Source organism: Pseudomonadales bacterium (assembly GCA_024234435.1).
Classification (GTDB): domain Bacteria; phylum Pseudomonadota; class Gammaproteobacteria; order Pseudomonadales; family Porticoccaceae; genus JACKOF01.
This window is the reverse complement of sequence record JACKOF010000001.1, coordinates 1,887,811-1,905,803: the sequence shown is the minus strand read 5'-3', so window position 1 is coordinate 1,905,803 and position 17,993 is coordinate 1,887,811. Positions and strand designations below refer to the sequence as shown.

Here is a 17,993-nt window from a genome sequence, read left to right as displayed (position 1 = left end):
TGGGATATTTTGTGTTTGCTCTTTGTTGCGATCTTTTCTAACGAAGACCCTGCGCAGGTGTTAATCGCAGCAGGGTCCAGTGTTAGTCAACTAAAATAATACCCTTTTAGAAACGGTACTTTTTAGAAACGGTACTTTGCTTCCAGAGACAGGATACGCCCGTGACTGATCTGTACGATCGGGTTCAGACGACCTGCGGTGTTGGGATCACCATTGGGATGATCAATTACCTGCAGGTTAACAGTGCGCTTGTCCGTCAGGTTCTGTCCCACCAATGCCAGCTGCCAGGTACCGTCGATATCTTCGATACTGAAAGACGCATCGTATTTGGTAAAGCCGCCCTGGTGATAGGAGTCCAGATAATTACCCGCGCGGAAGTCACTGCGGAAGTTGGCGCGGGTAGTCAGATTAAGCACTACTGAATCCATGGGGTAGGAATAATCAAGGCCAACCGTACCTGCCCACTTGGAGTTGCCTGTCGCATCTTCGCCATCCATGTTGTCTTCTCCGCCAGCGCTGTTAGGGGCAAAGAAATCATCGGTAAAGCGAGAGTCAGTGTAGGTGAGCACTGAGGTCAGTGTCAGGCCTTCAGCCAGTTCCCAGGTCAGATCTGCTTCAATACCATCACTGGTTAATTCACCGGCATTACCGGTAAAGAATGTCAGAGTTGTGGCATCAAAGGTCTGAACTTGTAAATCTTCAACCACATAATGGAAGACAGCCAGATTTAAACGCATGGTATCGTCCAGAAGGTCGGCTTTCATACCAAACTCAAAACCTTTTGCTTCTTCTGAATCAAAGACGGCTTCTGCTTCCAAGCGGGCGTCATTGATTGGGCCGATCGGAAGAAGACTGTTATCGATACCTCCGGATTTAAAGCCGGTTTTATAGGCGGCGTAAAAATTGAGGTTGTCCTGAGGCCGCCAGGAGATAGTCACTTCCGGTGACACATTTTCATCGGTAAATTTTGCGGAGGCTGTTGATCCTGCTGGTGTGAGGATTCCTGTGCCAGCGAAGTGTGACAGGATGATATCAACATCATTCTCGTGCTCTTCGCGACTCCATCGGGCACCGGCGGAGATTTCGATAGTATCGGTAGGACGGAATATCACATTACCAAAGAAAGAAATGGCTTCGGTATCAGTGGTGTGCTCACGGTAATAATCCAGAGCAGAGCCGTTATCAAGTCCGGCAACAAAGGCTAGGCCCAAAGGATTTTGAGAGACATTAAAACTGAGCTCCCGTTCCTGATAGTAAGCGCCAACCGCGAAATCAAATGAGCCGCCAAGATCGCTTTCCAGACGGAACTCCTGAGACCAGTTCTCGCGAGTGTTTTGCTGATAAGGGGTGGTGCCGACAGGAGCTGTAGTGAAAGTGAAGGTGTCACTGCCCGTACTTTCGATATCAAACCAGTTGGATACCGAGACCAGTGTCAGTTCATCGGAAATATCGTAGTTCGCTTTCAGAGTGATATTGGTAATTTCCTGCTCAAAGAAAGGCCTGCTGCCTTTTGCGTCAGACAGGTTTCCGCCGTTGTCGAGAAGGTCTCCCATATCGCCTATTTGAACTTCTGCATCTAGCGCATCGCAATCAGCTTCATATGGCAAGGCGCCGATGGGCGTAATGCTGCCGGTAGTGAAGGAGTTACCTGGCAAACAAACCAGGTCAGCCAACAGGTTAATACCATCCTGTTTGTATTCACCAGTGTGTGCCTTGAAGTTAAAATTCAGGTTGTCACTGGCTTCCCATGTCAGAGTCAGGCGAACATCCTGGGACTCGTTGCCGCGCCAGCTTTTTGGCTGTGAGCTTGATGGGGCAGTAAAGGTGCCACCGCCATCGGCACCACCAACTATGGCTGGTCCGGCAGTGTTCTTGACGATTTCATCAACTTCGGTAGCACGAAATGCCAGCCTTGCGCCTACGGTGTCCGACAACGGGCCGGAAATAAAGCCGTCTATTTGCTGGCCTTTTTCTTCGAATTCATAAGAGGCGGCAATTTCCGCTTCAAACTCATCAGTAGGGTCGTTGGACCTCAGGGTGATTACGCCAGCAGAAGAGCTTTTACCGAAGAACAAAGACTGTGGCCCTTTCAGAACCTCCACCTGTGATACATCGAACATTGCCGATTGCATAATACGCCCGGTATTGAACTGAGCACCGTCGATATTAAAGGACACGGCAGTATCAAATGCAGCGCTGTTGGCATCGTTACCGATACCCCGCAGGCGGACAGAAGAGCCGGAGCCGACACCGGCAGATGTTTGCAAGGTCAGATTTGGAACCAGCGATGTCAGTTCTTCAACTTCATCAATTTTTAAAGCATCAAGGGTGCGCTCACTCACAGCATTTACCGTGACGGGAACGTCTTGCAGGCTTTCTTCTTTCTTACGTGCGGTAACAACGATTTCCTCAAGAGCCGCCATAGCTGTGTCGGCGAGGAATAATGTGCTTAATGCGGCGACCGCACAATTGACACTAATCCGTTTTGCCAGCGGCTTTTTCTCTACGCGCAGTGGCGCAGGTCCGGTTGCCATCTCTTTTCCACGAAGTGGAAAAAGATGAGATGTGTTTATCTTCATTAATATGTCCCCTCTTTCATTTAATTATTTAGCTGGTTGGAGATGATTCTCATTTATCAGCGGGTTAAAACTATACCGATTCGACTACTGTTGAAGAGGCAAATTGCGACATAAGGTTGCTATTTGCGACATTTTTTAATGCCTTGCGATCATTTTATTAAATTAAATTCATTTAAAAATAAAATCACGATTTCGTTCTTTAACAAATAAGTCGTCCTTCCATGAGCACGTAAAATCCGTGCTATCGCATAATATAGTGAATTTTTTTAACAATCAAAAGAGTTTTTGTGCGGTTCGTCGCTATTTTTGATTTTAATCAATCGCAGTTAATGAGTATGACTTATTTTCGCTTTGGTTGGCGCGTCTTACTCGTCTTTTGGGTGCTCTGTTATTGAGTTTTACTCGTTTGCAGTGTGTTTTACGAAATTAAATAACGAACTGTGGATCCGGGGCCTTCAATCCAAGTTGTCGCATCAAGCATCCGGTATCCCACATACTTCGTTCCAGCGTGATTTTGCCTTCGACAAAATTATGCACAGTCATACCAGTGACATAGGTGGTTTTTCCCACTGCTGGTAAACCCAGAAAATCCGTTTTGTGTTCCATTTTCCAACCCCACTCTATGCAGCCGACGTTGTTATCTCCGTGGTAACGCAGGGCTTCAAAGTAATGCCTGGATGAGTTTGGGTCGGTGTTATCCATGGTGGCAAATAGGGCGCGTAGCTTATTCTTGTCGTTTACTATGCGAATACCAAAGATGAGGTCTTCGTATTCAAAGCTTTCGGGGTAGTTTGCCATCAGATTTTCGAGGTTATTATCAAACTGTTTTAACCAGTTGCTCTCCCACTCCAGATTCACATTGATCTCCCGATAGCTCATATTGGCAGTAGTGATTCTGGAGAGGACTCAGCGATATAGCGATGGCATGGTGCGACATCAAGTGCCATTTTGAGACAAAACAAGGTTGTGAGGCAGGGTCTGAGTGTTTGGGGCCCTTTGTGTGTACAGCGTTTTCAGAAAATCTGAACAACTATTGGGCAAGAAGCTGTTCGGGCAACCATTGAGAGATTGTTGCCCAGCCTCTGCGCCAATAATGACATCAGGGGCCGGGCCATTTTGTAGTTTAGGAGTGACTGGTTTCGGCTACCCGGCCTAGCCATTTACTTAGCTCGAGATTAACCTCGCCTGGTTTTTCCTGCGCCATCCAGTGACCAGTTGCGAGAACAGTTTCAGTTAATTGGCTGCATTTTTGTCGCATTGGCTCTGCGAGGCGAGAGCCAATGACCTGGCAGACACTATCGTCTTCTGCAGCAATAAAAAGTACAGGCATGTCGATGCTGCCATTATTTTTTGCCTGCAAATAGTAATCGGCATTGGCCTGGTGATTCATGTACCAGGAATTCGGACCAAAGAAGCCATTTTTTTGCAGAGCTTTGGCGTAAACGTCCAGCTCTTCGTCACTGATAATATCGGTATCTGTTGGTACATCAGGTGCTTCTCCGCCTTCGAACCAGCCACCTATCTGGCGAATGTAAGCGGTAAAAGCCGGTTTACCGAACTCATCAGGAAAACGTTTTTGAAACAGGGCTTTTATGGTGTTGCGAGGGTTCGCATCCATCTCTTCTGTGGCTTTATCAAAGCTCTCTTCGTAAAAGCGCATATATTCCCACTGGCCGGCAGGGAACTCATCTTCCGGGTAGATTGAGCGGTCTACGAGGCCTATCAGCGTATCTATTCCGCATTCAACAGTTGCGTAGGGAACGCAGAGATTGGCCACGGCGTGGCAACGTTCCGGGTGATGGCTGGCAATATTCCAGGCAACAGGGCTGCCCCAGTCGTGGCCGACCCAAATAGCTTTTTCATAACCTAGTGAATCGATCAGCTCAATCATGTCCTGCACGATAAGTTCCTGGCGGTAATCACTGTGCTCAGAATAGACGCTGGAACGACCATACCCTCGCATATCCGGCGCAATGGCGCGAAACCCTTTTTCAGCAAAAAAGGGTAGCTGATGGCGCCAGCTCATGGAGCACTCCGGCCAGCCGTGGATAAAAATGATCAATGGGCCGTCTTCAGGGCCGGCTTCAAGATAGAACGTTGTGTGACGCGCGGTTTTCAGGGTTTTTTCCGTAATTGTCGAATTGTTTTTGTTATGCATGGTAAGTCCTTACCGATAATTGTCGGGGTAGGTCGTGGTGGGAACAGGGTTGCTAGCCTGAAGCTTGCAATTGGATATCACTGGGAGTATTGCCGAAAAAACGTTTGAACTCGCGACTGAACTGTGACGGACTATTGTAGCCTGCCTTGTAGGATGATTCGCTGACAGGGTTGCCGCTCAACAGTAGCGAGTGAGCCTGATGTAAACGAAGGCTTTTGACAAACTGCATGGGTGTCATGGAGGTTGCCTGTTTGAAGTGATCGTGGAGCGAGGATGAGCTCATACCGGCGTAGCGGGCAATCGTGTCAATATCAAGCGGTTGTTGAAAATTCTTTTCAATATAGTGGACCACGGGCGCTATCCGGTTGGCTCCGGCATGGTGCGCGACACAGTTTCTCAGCAGATTGCCGTGGAGGCCTTTTAGTACTTCATAAAAAATTTCCCGTTTGATAGCTGGTGCGAGCACTTCCTGATCCATATCGCTCTCCAGGCATTTCAGCAGGCGCACGAAGCTGTTTTCCAGCTGATCATTGATAGCAGTAGAAACAATGATATCGTTCGCCAGAGTTCGAGAGTTGTTATCGAATTTCCCCATATCGATCAACAGCTGGCTGACCAGATAGCTGTCAATTTCGAGACTCAGGCCTAGATACGGCTTATCTTCGGAAGCCCCTGTGATCTCCATTTCTACGGGCATGGTGACGGAGTTTATCAAGTAGTTGTCTGCGTTATAGCTCCTTGTGTAGTCCCCAAAATAAAGGTTTTTGTGGCCCTGCGCGACGACGCATATCGCCGGATACAAAACAATTGGTTGGCGGTTTGTCGATTGGCTGGAGTGGTAAAGCGACAGCCCGGTAATAGCGGTTTGGCCGGTGCCGTTACGGGAGCTGAGTCGCTCCAGTACTTGAATAAGCTCGGAATCTGTGTGCATTGTTATCTCGGCTTTATATATTATTCGAGGATTATGGCAGGATTGATCCGCCTTTTGCCATCTTACACGTTAAATTTTGTAGTTTTGTGCAAATGGTTTGGATGATACCGATAACGATTTTTATTTCATTAAGCGCATAGTACGGTTGGGTTGTGGCGTATAACCCGATACCCAAAGGCACCAGTTAAATAATCAGGAGAAGTTGTTATGTCTGTCACCTTAACGGTAAATGGCGTTGACCGTGTTCTGGATGTCGATCCGGATATGCCTCTTTTGTGGGCTATTCGCGACCATACGGAGCTGACGGGAACCAAGTTTGGTTGTGGTATGGCTGTGTGTGGTGCTTGCACCGTGCATCTGGAAGGGCAGCCAATACGATCCTGCTCTGTTCCGGTTTCGGCAGTTGCTGGCAAGCAGATAACAACGATCGAAGGCGCGAAATCGAAAGTTGCCAAGGTGGTTCAAAGTGCCTGGGAGGAATTACAGGTTCCTCAATGCGGATACTGTCAATCTGGCCAGATTATGTCCGCGACGGCGTTATTGGAGTCCAACCCTCATCCGACGGATCAGGATATTGATAACGCCATGCAGGGGAATGTATGCCGGTGTTCGACTTACCCCCGTATTCGTAATGCCATTAAATCTGCTGCTAAGGAGTTAGGGTAATGATTACAAATAATTCGGGGCAGGAGCAGCCATTTTTTCAATCGAAACAAGATACTTTGACAACCGATCGCCGCGGTTTTTTGCGCATGATGGCTGTAGGCGCAGCCGGTTTAACGCTGGGTGTGAATTTTTCTTCTTCGGCAGTTGCTGGTGCGCACAAAGGAACAATTAATAGCGTTGGCGAGTTTGAGCCAAATGCGTTTGTTCGGATAAGTCCGGATAACACGGTTTATGTCATGATGAAGCATCTGGAGATGGGGCAGGGCTCTTTCACCGGATTGGCCACATTGGTTGCTGAAGAGCTGGATGCTGACTGGAGCCAAATTGTCGCCGAAGGTGCGCCAGCCAATACGCAGTTGTATAAAAACCTCCGCTGGGGAGCCCAAGGTACGGGTGGTAGTTCAGCGATTGCTAACTCCTATGAGCAAATGCGTTATGCGGGCGCAGCGGCGAAAATTATGTTAGTTGCGGCAGCTGCCAGGAAGTGGGCTGTTCCTGTGGAAGAAATAACGGTTAGTCAGGGTGTTATTCAACATGCCGCTTCAGCTAAAAAAGCCAGCTTTGGCGAGCTAGCGTTGCTGGCAACTGAACAGCCCGTGCCTGAGGTTGCCGACATAACGCTGAAAGATCCAAAAGAATTTCAGTTTATTGGCCAATCGTTACCCCGCAAAGATACCGGAAAAACGAATGGCAGCGCTGTATTTACTCAGGACGTGAAGCTGGAGGGGATGTTAACTGCCTTGGTAGCACATCCACCTCGCTTTGGTGCAACCCTGAAAAACTTTGATGCAGCAAAAGCCTTGCAGATGAAAGGGGTTGTTGATGTTGTAGCAATTCCTTCTGGTGTTGCTGTTCTGGCAAAAGACTTCTGGAGCGCTAATAAAGGGCGTGAAGCGTTACAAATAAGCTGGGACGAATCTGCTGCCATGCAACAGAGCAGTGACGAGCTGATGCTCGAATATAAAGCCGTAGCTGAAAAAACGGGTGCGGTTGCTCGGGATGACGGTAGCGCAGCAAATGCACTAGCCGGTGCGGCGCAGGTGATTGAAGCCAGTTTTGAGTTTCCGTATCTGGCCCATGCTGCGATGGAACCAATGAATTGTATATCTCAGGTAACTGCAGATGGTTGCGAAATCTGGAATGGTGAGCAGCTTCAGACGTTTGATCAAATGGCCGTTGCTCAATTGCTGGGGTTACAACAGGAGCAGGTAAAGATCAACATGTTGTATGCCGGAGGCAGTTTTGGTCGCCGCGCCAGTACGACATCAGATTATATTCTGGAGTCAGTTAATATCGCCAAGCAAAAACCGGGAGTGCCTGTGAAGTTGGTGTGGACTCGCGAAGATGATACGCAGGCAGGTTATTTTCGACCACTCTGTTTTCATAAAGTAAAGGCTGGCCTGGATAAAGACGGCAAGTTGCTTGCCTGGCAGCAAACTATTGTTGGCCAATCAATTATGGAAGGCAGCCCTTTTGCCGGAATGGTCCAAAACGGTGTGGATGCCACACTGGTTGAGGGTGCCTCAACCTTGCCTTATCTCATTCCTAATCTGTACGTTGACACGCATATTGTGAGAAACCCTGTGCCGGTTTTATGGTGGCGCTCGGTAGGTCACACTCATACCGCTTTTGCAACTGAGGTGTTTTTTGACAGGCTGGCCAAAGCTGCTGGACAAGACCCGGTTCAGATGCGCCTGCAGCTGTTAAAAGATGAACCGCGCTATGCAGGGGTATTGAAGCTGGTTGCAGAAAAAGCAGGTTGGGGTAAAGCGTTGCCGGAAGGTCACGCGATGGGGGTTGCTTTACACAAGTCCTTTCATACATATGTTGCCCAAATTGCAGAGGTTTCGTTGCAAGGTAAAGACAGCTTTAAGGTTGAAAAGGTTTTTTGCGCCGTCGATTGTGGGGTCGCTGTAAACCCGGACGTGATCAGGGCTCAAATGGAGGGTGGTATTGGTTTTGGGCTTTCGCCGGCATTGGTGAGCAAAATTACCATTGATAAAGGGCGTGTAGTGCAATCAAATTTCCATGATTATCAAGTGTTGCGCATCAATCAAATGCCAGAAGTGGAAGTACATATTGTGCCTTCGGCAGAAGCGCCAACGGGTGTTGGTGAGCCAGGTGTACCGCCCATCGCACCAGCCGTAGCTAATGCACTTTATGCTTTAACCGGGCAGGAATTTGATCAGTTACCAATTAAAATGTCTTGAGATTTTAAGTTGACGAGACGTTTAACCAGGCGGTAGCAGATACAGCGAGGCTGAAACTATGGCTAATCAACTTTTGTCTTTATTGCAGCATTGGTACCCACAGCGAGATAGTTGCGATTGGGTACTGGGTACCATCTATAAAACAGAGGGCCCCTGTTATAGAAAGGCAGGGGCTATGATGTTGTTTAATAGTCTGGGCCAGCAGTTTGGCTTACTTAGTGGTGGCTGTCTGGAGTCCGATATTCAGATTCATGCGCGCAAGGTGATGCAATCGGGTGATTCAGTGTCGCTAACTTATGACGGTAGTGATGAGGACGACGTGTCCTTTCATCTAGGAATCGGCTGTGGTGGTAAAGTCTATTTGATGCTTCAGCCAATCACCGCGGCCAGTGACTATTTGGGTCTTGGGGGCGTTCTGCATCGTCTTAAAAAGCGTCAAACCAGTATGTATTACCAGTGTATACCTGAAGAAAAGCAGAGTAGTCGGGCGTTCTCTGAATTAGCAACCGCGGGCCAGTTTTCTGAGGCAAGGTCCCGTATAACTAGTCGCGATGGTGTTGACTGGTTAGTCACTGCTGTGCGACCAGAGCCTCATGTTCTTCTGGTGGGAGGCGGGGTAGATGCACAGCCCTTGTTGGCGATTGCCAAACAACTGGGTTGGATGGTATCAATATGGGACCCTCGCCCAGCTAACGCGAGGAAGGAGCATTTTATGCAGGCTGACAGGCTGTTGAAATGCCCGGTTGAAGACTTACCCGGTTATGTTGCTGAAGCCAAAGTTGATGCGGCGATATTAATGACTCATAACGTTGTAATGGACGCAGCGGCTTTGGCACAGCTTGATGGATCTCTGGGTTACATTGCTTTGTTGGGTCCACTGAGCCGCAAGCAGCAAGTGTTGCGGCAGGCGGGCTTAAAGGAAGAGCTGTTGCGTTGTCATTTACACGGGCCAGCGGGTTTCGATATTGGTGGCGATTTACCGGAAAGTATTGCTCTGTCTATTTTGTCGCAATGTCACCAAGTGTTGTACAAAGGTGAGCAGCTTTCGATGAAGCACGGCCTCGCTGCGTGAGGTTGGGTGTTCTGGTGATGGCTGCCGGAGCGAGCAGCCGGTACGGTGGTTGCAAGCTGTTGGCCAAGATTAAAGAAAAGCCGCTACTTGAATACGTCGTGGCTAATGCCGTTGCGCTAAAACCGATTTACCTAGCGGTCGTTACCGGTGCCTGGCATGAGCAGATCAGAGCTGCCCAGACGTCAGGTATACTGACAAGGGTACCGTTGCTGTTGAATCAGGGTTGGCAAAAAGGGCTGGGTCATTCCATCGCCTTTGGTGTGTCGAAACTATCTGATGAGGTAGATAAGTTGCTGATTGTATTAGCCGATCAGGTTGCCATCACTACGGAAAATTTGCAGGTATTATGTGCAGCGTCCGGAAGTGCACAGATCAGTTGTGCCTTTTATGCAGGGAAGCGCGGAGTGCCAGCGGTGTTTGATAAAACCTGTTTCAAAATGCTGTCTCAGCTTGAGGGTGATCGAGGGGCAAAGGTGTTGTTATATAACCCTGAGCTTGATATCTGCGACATTCAGATGCCGGAAGCCGCCATGGATATTGACACCCCCGAAGATTTGGAAATCATCAGCGAAACGTTTTGTTAACGAGTGAGTTTCCCCATATTAATTTCCTTTAAACACCGGCGTACGTTTTTCTCTGGCGGCAATTAATCCCTCTTGAAGATCATTTGACTGATTACACTGCTGGATCAGAGTAGTTGTTTCTTCCAGGTCAAGGTTGCCCGATGCTGTTTGATCGCAAATTGCTTTCATGGTTCTAGTTGCAATGGGTGCCAGCTGGCTAATAGCTTGAGCCATTGCTATGGCCTTTGCCTGGACATTGTCTTTCTCGGTGATGTGTGTGAGATAACCGACGGCCAGCAAGTCTTCACCATTGAGTTCTTCGCTGGCAACCAATAAACGTTTAGCTGTATCCGGGCCGAGTTTATGAACATAGCGCTGGATCCCGTTGACGGGATAGCAGAGTCCGAAGCGGGTTGCCGGAATAAACATTCGCATCTCTTTGAAGCCGATACGGAAGTCGCAACACAGGCCTATCTCTGCACCACCACCGTAGGCATTGCCATTGATTGCGCAGATGGTGGGTATGGCGGTGGCTGCGATTCTATTGGTTAATACCTCAAATCCTTCACCGTTCAAACTGCCGCCGCCCAGTTCTGTCAATGAAGCGCCTGCACAGAAAGTTTTGCCGCCTGAGGATGTAATAAGCAAAGCGCGAATATCTTTGTCGGTTTCAACTTCGTTTAGAAGTGAAACGAAATGAGCAATGTCCTGGGCGGCAAGGGCGTTATGCTTTTCAGGGTTTTCGAGACATATGGTGGCTACATGGCCGTCGATGCTGAGTCGGATATTTTGAGATGACATAGAATCCTTTTTCATCGCTACAGAAGTGGAAGGGCAAATGCCAGTATTTGCCCCGAAAGGTTTTTATTTTTTACGTTTTAATACTTCCGGCATTTTCGCTCGATGAAAGCCCTGGAATGGTTCATTGCCTGCTGTCTTTTCCAGGGTCCAGGTTTGTCTGGCGTTGGGTGCGCCACCATCTACCCGGATACAGGTGCCGGTAATATAGGCAGCAGCCGGGGATAACAGGTAAACGATGGCGCCGGAGATTTCTGACTCAGTGCCATAGCGCTGCAGCGGTACTCGCTCTTCATATTCGTAGAGTTTCGGCAGAATTTCCGGCGGATACGTATCGAAGCCGCTGGAGGCAATACCCCCGGGCGCAACAGTATTAACCCGGACATTGGCGGCAGCCCACTCACATGCCGCTGATTCGCTTAGTGTGAGCATTCCGCCCCGCGCGGCTCCCGAGTGGGCGAAGTCCGGCCAGCCGTTCCAGATATCAGCAATCATATTGACGATGGCGCCGCCATTTGCCTTCATCCAGCGCGTATACACCTCTCGCATAAAGATAAAACCACCGGTCAGGTTGTTACGCACAACGGCTTCAAACCCTTTGGTGGAAATAGTTTCCATCGGGGTTCGATATTGCCCGCCGGCATTATTTACCAGCCCGTTGATTGTGCCGTACTTCTCAATTACCGCATCAATGGTTTGCCCAACAGCTTCTTCGTCCCGAATATCACAGACAAGTGTGGTCACTTCTCCGCCATCTGTGCTGATTTCTTCAGCCACAGACATCAGTTTGTCTTCACTGCGTCCGGTGATGACAACATTAGCGCCCAGATAGGCAAGTTCGTGGGCAGTACAGCGGCCAATACCGCTACCGCCGCCTGTGACAATAATGGTTTGTCCGCTGAATAATCCAGGGGCAAAAACGGATTGATAGGGCATGATGATTTCCTCCAGGGTATAGGGTCTTTTATGGGTTTGGTGCTGTTATCGGATTTAGGCCATCGTTAACAAGACAGTGCTTACTCGTTTATCAATATCAAAACAGGGGGAACATAATAGTAGGGTGCAAGTAAAGATTCCATGTGTTGTGTTGTGCTTCATGATTTTTGTCATTTGTTACCTTTTTTCCTCAGTGGGCCCAAACAACTCATTAATTACGCAATAGGCATGCACAATACTTTATCAACGGCGAAGTTGGTGTTTAGCTTATCGGCGAGTGTTTATCAAACAGGCAATGCCGCTGGCTAATGGGATAGCTGAAATAGCTAACCGACCGGGCTGAGCAAACAATTGACCCCTCTTTATGGTGTTGAGGGGTACTGAATAACAATACTAATTAAAGGGAGAATCGCCAATATGATGAAGATGGCTGATGCAGGTTTCCTGTTAATGGAAAACGCTTCACGGGGTTCGCACGTGAGTATGTTGACTACATGGGAGTTGCCTAAAAGCGCACCTGAAGATTTTCTGAGTAGCTTGGTTGCACGTTGGCGAGAGTCGCGAAAATTTGCAGAGCCGTTTAACCTGCGGGTAAAACCGGGCCTTATCCTTGATTGGGAAACACTGTCGCCCGACCAGATAGATCTGGATTATCATTTGCGTCACTCAGCTCTCCCCAAGCCTGGTGGGGAGCGCGAGCTGGGCGTTCTGGCTTCTCGCCTGCATTCACATCCCCTCGATCGCAGCCGCCCCCTCTGGGAGATGCATGTGATTGAAGGGCTGGAGAATGACCGGTTCGCTATTTTTCTCAAACTGCATCATTCGCAAATAGATGGCATGGGTGCTATTCGGTTATTGGAACGTGTTTTATCGACCAGTCCCAGTGACAGGAAAGTGCCTGCATTCTGGGAAGTTCCGCCCAAGCGGGACAGAAAAAAGCCCAATGCGCAGAAACTGAGTTTCAAGCTGTCGGATATCACTAAGCTGACCGGGGCTGTGGGTGAAATGATGTTGTCCCAGGATCCGGATAATGCAGTGCCTTTTATGGCGCCGAGAACACTGCTGAATAGCCGTTTGCAGGCTTCCCGGCGGGTGGCAACCCAGCTGTATGATCTCAATCGCCTTTCCAGAATCGCGAAGAAGACAAATGTGTCTATCAACGATGTTGTACTGAATATCTGTGCCGGGGCATTGCGGGATTATTTTCTTGAGAGAGGCGAGCTTCCAGAGAAATCGTTGACAACAGGGCTGCCCGTTTCTGTTCGAGAGGGAGAGGGGGTTGGAAACGCCATTTCTTTTGTTGTTGCCAAACTGCATACGGAAATCAGTGACCCTGTGGAGAGGCTGCAAGCGATTCATCGCTCGACTACTTTGGCCAAGGACCGCTTTAAGGCCTTGCCTTCCCGAGTTTCGCGTGAGCTTTTCGGCACATTGATCATGGCGCCTTTTATTGGCCAGGTGGCGACGAACACGGCAGACCTGTTTCCTCCGGTTTATAACGTGGTGATTTCCAATGTGCCGGGGCCTAGAGAAGCACTGTATCTTGAGGGTGCCCGTATGGAGGCGTTCTACCCCATTTCATTAATTACCGATGGGCAGGCGCTAAACATAACCTTTCTGAGTTATGCTGGTCGTTTTGCTGTGGGATTTACCGCCTGCCGGGAGGCAGTTCCCAGTATGCAGAAGATAGCCGTAGCAACGGGAGAGGCGCTGGATGAGCTTGAATATGCTTTGGGGTTCCATGGCGTTTGATGCATGATCAATGATGTCTGCGTGAGCCCAAACGGTTCGGTCTGCAAGATAATGTTGCCCGCAGATATCCAAACACAGACCACAGGTGCTCTACCGTAGTCATTCGCAAAAGGGCTTTCCGTAGCCCTTTTGCTTCTGTCACTGCTAGGGAAAAGGCTGCCATTGGGTAGCTGCGGTATTCAAGAACGCAGTCAGTCAGCAATATCATTCCAAAAGTGATTAACGTGCTGCAGACAATATTGGCCCATACACCGGAAATAAAGTCGTTAATAAAGCGCTTTGGGTTCGATATCCTGCATAGTAGGCAGCTAATGCGGCGAACCTAATGGAGGCGATGATGGGATAAATAACCGTAAATGATGCCTCGTCGAGAGCAGAGGTTAACGCTTTTGTCGACACTCAAGTTAGAGACTAAATATCACCCGGAAGCGCCAGCGCTGGATACCGGTTCACCCGCCACTTTTTCGATCAGTTATGGTCCTTGTAATCAGACTCTGCTTTGGTTAGGGCATATAGGCAGAGTGCTCTCAGTGATCTGATGGAGTCGGAAAAAGAAACCTCTTCGGGAGATATCAGCCATTGATAGATGCAGCCAAAAATCTGGGAAAAGTAATCGATTGCAAATAGGCGGGGGTTGGCGTGCGGTAGTATTTCGCCACTCTCTATGCCTTGTTGAACATGATGGGCGATAGCAGAACGAGTTTCCTCATGGAACTTCATCAGCTGCTCACGCATGGAAGATGTGCGTCCAACAGATTCAAACCAGAGAGTATAGATAGCTTTAATAGTATCTGGCTCCTGAAGGAAAAGCTCTTCGACAGCATCAACTCTCGCCATAATGGCAGCAAGGCCGGTTTTGTCCTGGACATGCTTATCGATGGCTTCTGCCCAAATTTCTCTGTGCAAGACAATTAAACGAAGGAACAGGGCCTCTTTTGAGCCGAATCGTGAGCTGGCTAACCCCCGGCTGTATCCGGCTCGTTCACCCACCTCTTTCAGGGTGGTGTTGGCAGAGCCGACTTCAAGAATTAACTCGGATGCAGCTTGGAGCATATTGTTGTCTGAAATGGCAATTCGTTCTGCCTGGGTGAGTTTGCGACGGGGTTCTGATATAGACATTTTGTGATAAATGACCCTTGGAATTTCGCGGTTAAAGCCGCAGTTCCGCTTTCCTTTTATCCCCGGTAAAAGGGAAGTGCGACATTGTGACGGGAGCAAGTATACATAACATCGGAAGGCTGCACTATGCTGGCAGTGATACAGCGGGAATGGCATATCCGGAAACTGTCGGGCAGAGAGAGGCAGGTCCGAGGATTGTTTTCTGAGATTGAATTTGCTGTCAGTTTACATTAATATTTGCTTGCTTCAATCTAGTAAGTTTGCTGTCTGAGACAGATAGACTAAAAGAGCAGCGCCAGCTATACCATTTTCTGTTATTGCTCAAATGAACAGTAGCGATCATTCTTTACTGAGTGACGATGTGGTCAACGATTCGTATCGCATAATGATAGCCATTGAATAATGGCAAGGCTGTATTTTCGGAGATAAAAATGAAAGAGATCAGGCCTGAAGATGATTTTCTTCGTGCACCGTTTGGAACAGACCCTTTTTTAAATGAAAGTTTTTATTTCAATATTCTTGATCCGGTTAATGATATCGCCATTTTTTTGAGGCTCGGCATTTTTCATAACCAGCGTAATGCCAATTTAAGTGTTCTCATTGTCAATAACGACAGGGAAGTTTACAGCAGACTTTATTACAACCAGCCTGTCCCTGAAGGCAATATTGATACCGGCTTGAGTTGTGCCGGTTTTACAGTAATGGCATTGGAGCTTTTAAATGAGTACCAACTTGAATATACAGATGAAGCCTATGGCTTGAATGTCAATGTTAACTGGAAATCGATACACCCCGTTGTCGATGGTAATCAGCATATCAAAGCACGGCCTGGTTCTGCGCATATGGAGCAGGCGGGAAGGGTTTCCGGTTTGATGACTTACCGTGAGCAGCCTTATCAGATTAACGGGTTCGGTAACCGGGATCATGCGGTAGGGCGCCGAAACTGGAGCATTTTTAATGGCCATAAATTGATCTGGGCAGTGTTTGAAGATGGCATGTCGATAGCGGTAGGTCGTTTTGATATTGGTGAAAAGGGTGAGATTGATATGAACTGGATCTGGCGTGATGGCGAGCTCCATGATGTTGTCACCGATACTTTCGATTTGGAAATAGATGCTGCCGGACGTACTCTCGGAGCAAAGACAGTGTTTGCTGATGATAAGGGGCGTTCGTATAACTTGACGGCGAGTCGATGCTCGGCTGCTCACTGGCCTTTTGACGGGTATTTTTTGGAAGAGGGTTTTGCCCGCTATGTTCGCGACGACGGTGCTGTTGGTTATGGCCTTCTGGAAAGGGGCTGGAAAGGCGCGATCAGGTAATGTTGACGCGGTTTTCCAGGTTGCGGCGCACTTGTTGAAGCATGGCGAAATAAGGTGAGCTGTGACGAGTGTATCAAGGATCGAGAAACTCAAACGGCAACTGTTGTCTCAACAGTTCAGTGATGAATCACACTGGATAATGAGCTTCAACAGAAAACAAATGAAAGATTCCAGGAGTTTCAGGAACCATGGCTGATGATTCATACATGATGAAAACACCGCTGATCACCAGCGATATTATTGAATACGCCGAGCAGGTTTATCCGAAAGTGGAGGTGTTTTCACGAGAGAATAATGATTGCGTCGAACAGACTTGTTACGGCGAGATCGCTATTCGAAGCCGAAAAGTTGCCGACTCGTTCCTCAAAATGGGGCTAAAACAAGGCGATTGTGTCGGCGGTTTTGCCTGGAGTACGCGACGCTATCTCGAACTCTTTTACAGTGTTCCGGGTATGGGTGGGATGCTGCACACTATTAACCCCAGACTTCACTCTGAGGACCTTATTTATATTATTAATCATGCTGCTAACCGGGCGCTTTGTATTGACAGGTTTACCTGGCAGGCTGTTGCCGATATTTCAGAAGATCTGACAACGGTTGAGTATTACGTCTGGCTGGACGATGTCGAGCATATTCCGGCGCAGCACCCGTTTAAAAATCTTTTTGCTTATGATCATCTGGTGGAGAGCGGAAGTGCAGACTTTCAGTGGCCTTCCCTGGATGAGGATAGTCCCTGCACCGTGTGCTACACATCAGGTACAACCGGTAAGCCCAAAGGGGTGGTGTATACACACCGCGGTAATGTTCTGATGATGCTTAGTTCTGCCAGTAAAGGGTTTTTTGGTTACCCCCAGACCGATGGGCAAAGCCTGTCTTTTCTGTCGCTGACCGGGATGTTCCACGGAAATGCCTGGATGATGCCCTTTGCGGCGCCATTTCTGGGCGCGAAACTGGCTTTGGTGGGAAGGGATTACGATCCCGCCAAGTTGTGTGAGCTTATTGATGTGGCTCGGGTGAGCCTGGCGGCTGGTGTTCCCACGATTTTACAGTCCATGCTTGATTATGTCCTGCGAGAGAATAAGGATTTCGGGAGCTTGAAAAAAGTGGTGCTCGCGGGCTCCAGGCCGAGTATTGCCTTGATTGATGCGCTGGAAAACCAGTTTGGTCTCGATGTTGCGCAGGCCTGGGGAATGACTGAAGCCCAGATGGGCTCAATGCCTGTTCTTGGAAGTGAATACGCGCACTTGTCTCACGAGGAAAAGATCAAAAAGAAATATCGAGGTGGTTTGGCTAATTTTGGAATGAAAATGCGCCTGATTGATGATGATAACGGTGTTGTGCCATTTGACGGGGTAACGTCAGGCCACCTGCTTGTCAAAGGGCCCTGGGTTATTTCGAAGTACCTGAATCACGGTGATGAAGAACGCTCTGGATATATGACCGAAGATGGTTGGTTCAGAACGGGAGATATTGCCTGTATTCACCCGGATGGTTGTCTTGAGATAGTGGATCGATCCAAGGATCTCATCAAGTCGGGAGGGGAGTGGATCGGCCCGGCAATTATCGAATCAGTTGTCAGTTCACACCCCGGAATACAGGAGTCTGCGGTAATCGGGATTCCCCACCCGAAGTGGCAGGAGAGACCAATGTTGCTGGCAGTGAGAATAGCTGGCAGCAACATTGATGAGGCGGGCCTTAGGGATTACCTCACTGGCAAAGTTGCCCGGTGGTGGGTACCCGAGAACGTGCTCTTTGTCGATAGTCTGCCCAGAACCGGTACAGGAAAAATCAATAAGAAAATGTTAAAGGATAAATACAGCCGATTTCAGGGAGAACGATAGAGCCGTTTTTACCGGTGTGGATAGCCAGCCGAGCGGGAAAGGTTTTTAT

At 48.6% G+C, this 17,993-nt stretch carries 14 protein-coding genes; 7 read left to right on the top strand and 7 right to left on the bottom strand.

The features are described from left to right. Positions 1-122 precede the first annotated feature (122 nt). The 4 genes from H7A02_08770 to H7A02_08755 all read right to left on the bottom strand — a co-directional run bounded on the left by H7A02_08770 (position 123) and on the right by H7A02_08755 (position 5,668). The gene (locus tag H7A02_08770; protein ID MCP5172343.1) at positions 123-2,579 is read right to left on the bottom strand and encodes a TonB-dependent receptor; all 2,457 of its coding nucleotides are present in this window, start codon (positions 2,577-2,579) and stop codon (positions 123-125) included. A 426-nt stretch (positions 2,580-3,005) separates the two neighbouring features. Continuing rightward, entirely contained in the window at positions 3,006-3,437 is a 432-nt protein-coding gene (locus H7A02_08765) for an ester cyclase (protein MCP5172342.1), read from the bottom strand. Positions 3,438-3,702: 265 nt separating this feature from the next. After that, a complete protein-coding gene (locus tag H7A02_08760) occupies positions 3,703-4,737 on the bottom strand; it encodes an alpha/beta hydrolase (protein ID MCP5172341.1) in 1,035 nt (344 codons plus the stop codon). Positions 4,738-4,789: 52 nt separating this feature from the next. Next, on the bottom strand, positions 4,790-5,668 hold the full coding sequence (locus tag H7A02_08755; GenBank protein ID MCP5172340.1) for an AraC family transcriptional regulator: 879 nt from the start codon (positions 5,666-5,668) through the stop codon (positions 4,790-4,792). 207 nt (positions 5,669-5,875) lie between these two features. On the opposite strand from H7A02_08755, the gene H7A02_08750 reads away from it, so the two are divergent. The 4 genes from H7A02_08750 to H7A02_08735 are packed head-to-tail and all read left to right on the top strand — an operon-like array spanning position 5,876 to position 10,200. After that, the gene (locus H7A02_08750; protein MCP5172339.1) at positions 5,876-6,334 is read left to right on the top strand and encodes a (2Fe-2S)-binding protein; all 459 of its coding nucleotides are present in this window, start codon (positions 5,876-5,878) and stop codon (positions 6,332-6,334) included. Continuing rightward, positions 6,334-8,544 (top strand): xanthine dehydrogenase family protein molybdopterin-binding subunit, encoded by a 2,211-nt coding sequence (locus H7A02_08745; GenBank protein MCP5172338.1) that lies wholly within the window; start codon positions 6,334-6,336, stop codon positions 8,542-8,544. The genes H7A02_08750 and H7A02_08745 overlap by 1 nt, the downstream gene beginning before the upstream one ends. 58 nt (positions 8,545-8,602) lie before the next feature. After that, positions 8,603-9,616: an XdhC family protein gene (locus H7A02_08740; GenBank protein ID MCP5172337.1), complete on the top strand. Its 1,014-nt coding sequence runs from the start codon at positions 8,603-8,605 to the stop codon at positions 9,614-9,616. Next, entirely contained in the window at positions 9,613-10,200 is a 588-nt protein-coding gene (locus H7A02_08735; GenBank protein MCP5172336.1) for a nucleotidyltransferase family protein, read from the top strand. Before H7A02_08740 ends, H7A02_08735 begins: the two co-directional genes overlap by 4 nt. A gap of 18 nt (positions 10,201-10,218) precedes the next feature. Here H7A02_08735 and H7A02_08730 read toward each other — a convergent pair whose 3' ends face one another. Both H7A02_08730 and H7A02_08725 read right to left on the bottom strand, forming a co-directional pair. Beyond that, entirely contained in the window at positions 10,219-10,980 is a 762-nt protein-coding gene (locus H7A02_08730; protein ID MCP5172335.1) for an enoyl-CoA hydratase/isomerase family protein, read from the bottom strand. Positions 10,981-11,043: 63 nt separating this feature from the next. Further along, positions 11,044-11,913 (bottom strand): SDR family oxidoreductase, encoded by an 870-nt coding sequence (locus H7A02_08725; GenBank protein ID MCP5172334.1) that lies wholly within the window; start codon positions 11,911-11,913, stop codon positions 11,044-11,046. A gap of 417 nt (positions 11,914-12,330) precedes the next feature. Between H7A02_08725 and H7A02_08720 the strand changes: the two genes are divergently transcribed. Continuing rightward, a complete protein-coding gene (locus tag H7A02_08720; protein ID MCP5172333.1) occupies positions 12,331-13,665 on the top strand; it encodes a wax ester/triacylglycerol synthase family O-acyltransferase in 1,335 nt (444 codons plus the stop codon). A gap of 468 nt (positions 13,666-14,133) precedes the next feature. On the opposite strand, the gene H7A02_08715 is transcribed toward H7A02_08720, so the two are convergent. Continuing rightward, complete coding sequence (locus tag H7A02_08715) at positions 14,134-14,784, bottom strand: TetR family transcriptional regulator (GenBank protein ID MCP5172332.1); 651 nt, start codon at positions 14,782-14,784, stop codon at positions 14,134-14,136. Positions 14,785-15,215: 431 nt separating this feature from the next. Here H7A02_08715 and H7A02_08710 point away from each other — a divergent pair, with 431 nt between their 5' ends. Then, positions 15,216-16,103: a hypothetical protein gene (locus tag H7A02_08710; protein ID MCP5172331.1), complete on the top strand. Its 888-nt coding sequence runs from the start codon at positions 15,216-15,218 to the stop codon at positions 16,101-16,103. Between the two features lie 188 nt (positions 16,104-16,291). Beyond that, positions 16,292-17,944, top strand: coding sequence for an AMP-binding protein (locus H7A02_08705; protein MCP5172330.1), 1,653 nt, complete (start codon positions 16,292-16,294; stop codon positions 17,942-17,944). The last annotated feature ends 49 nt before the right edge of the window (positions 17,945-17,993 follow it).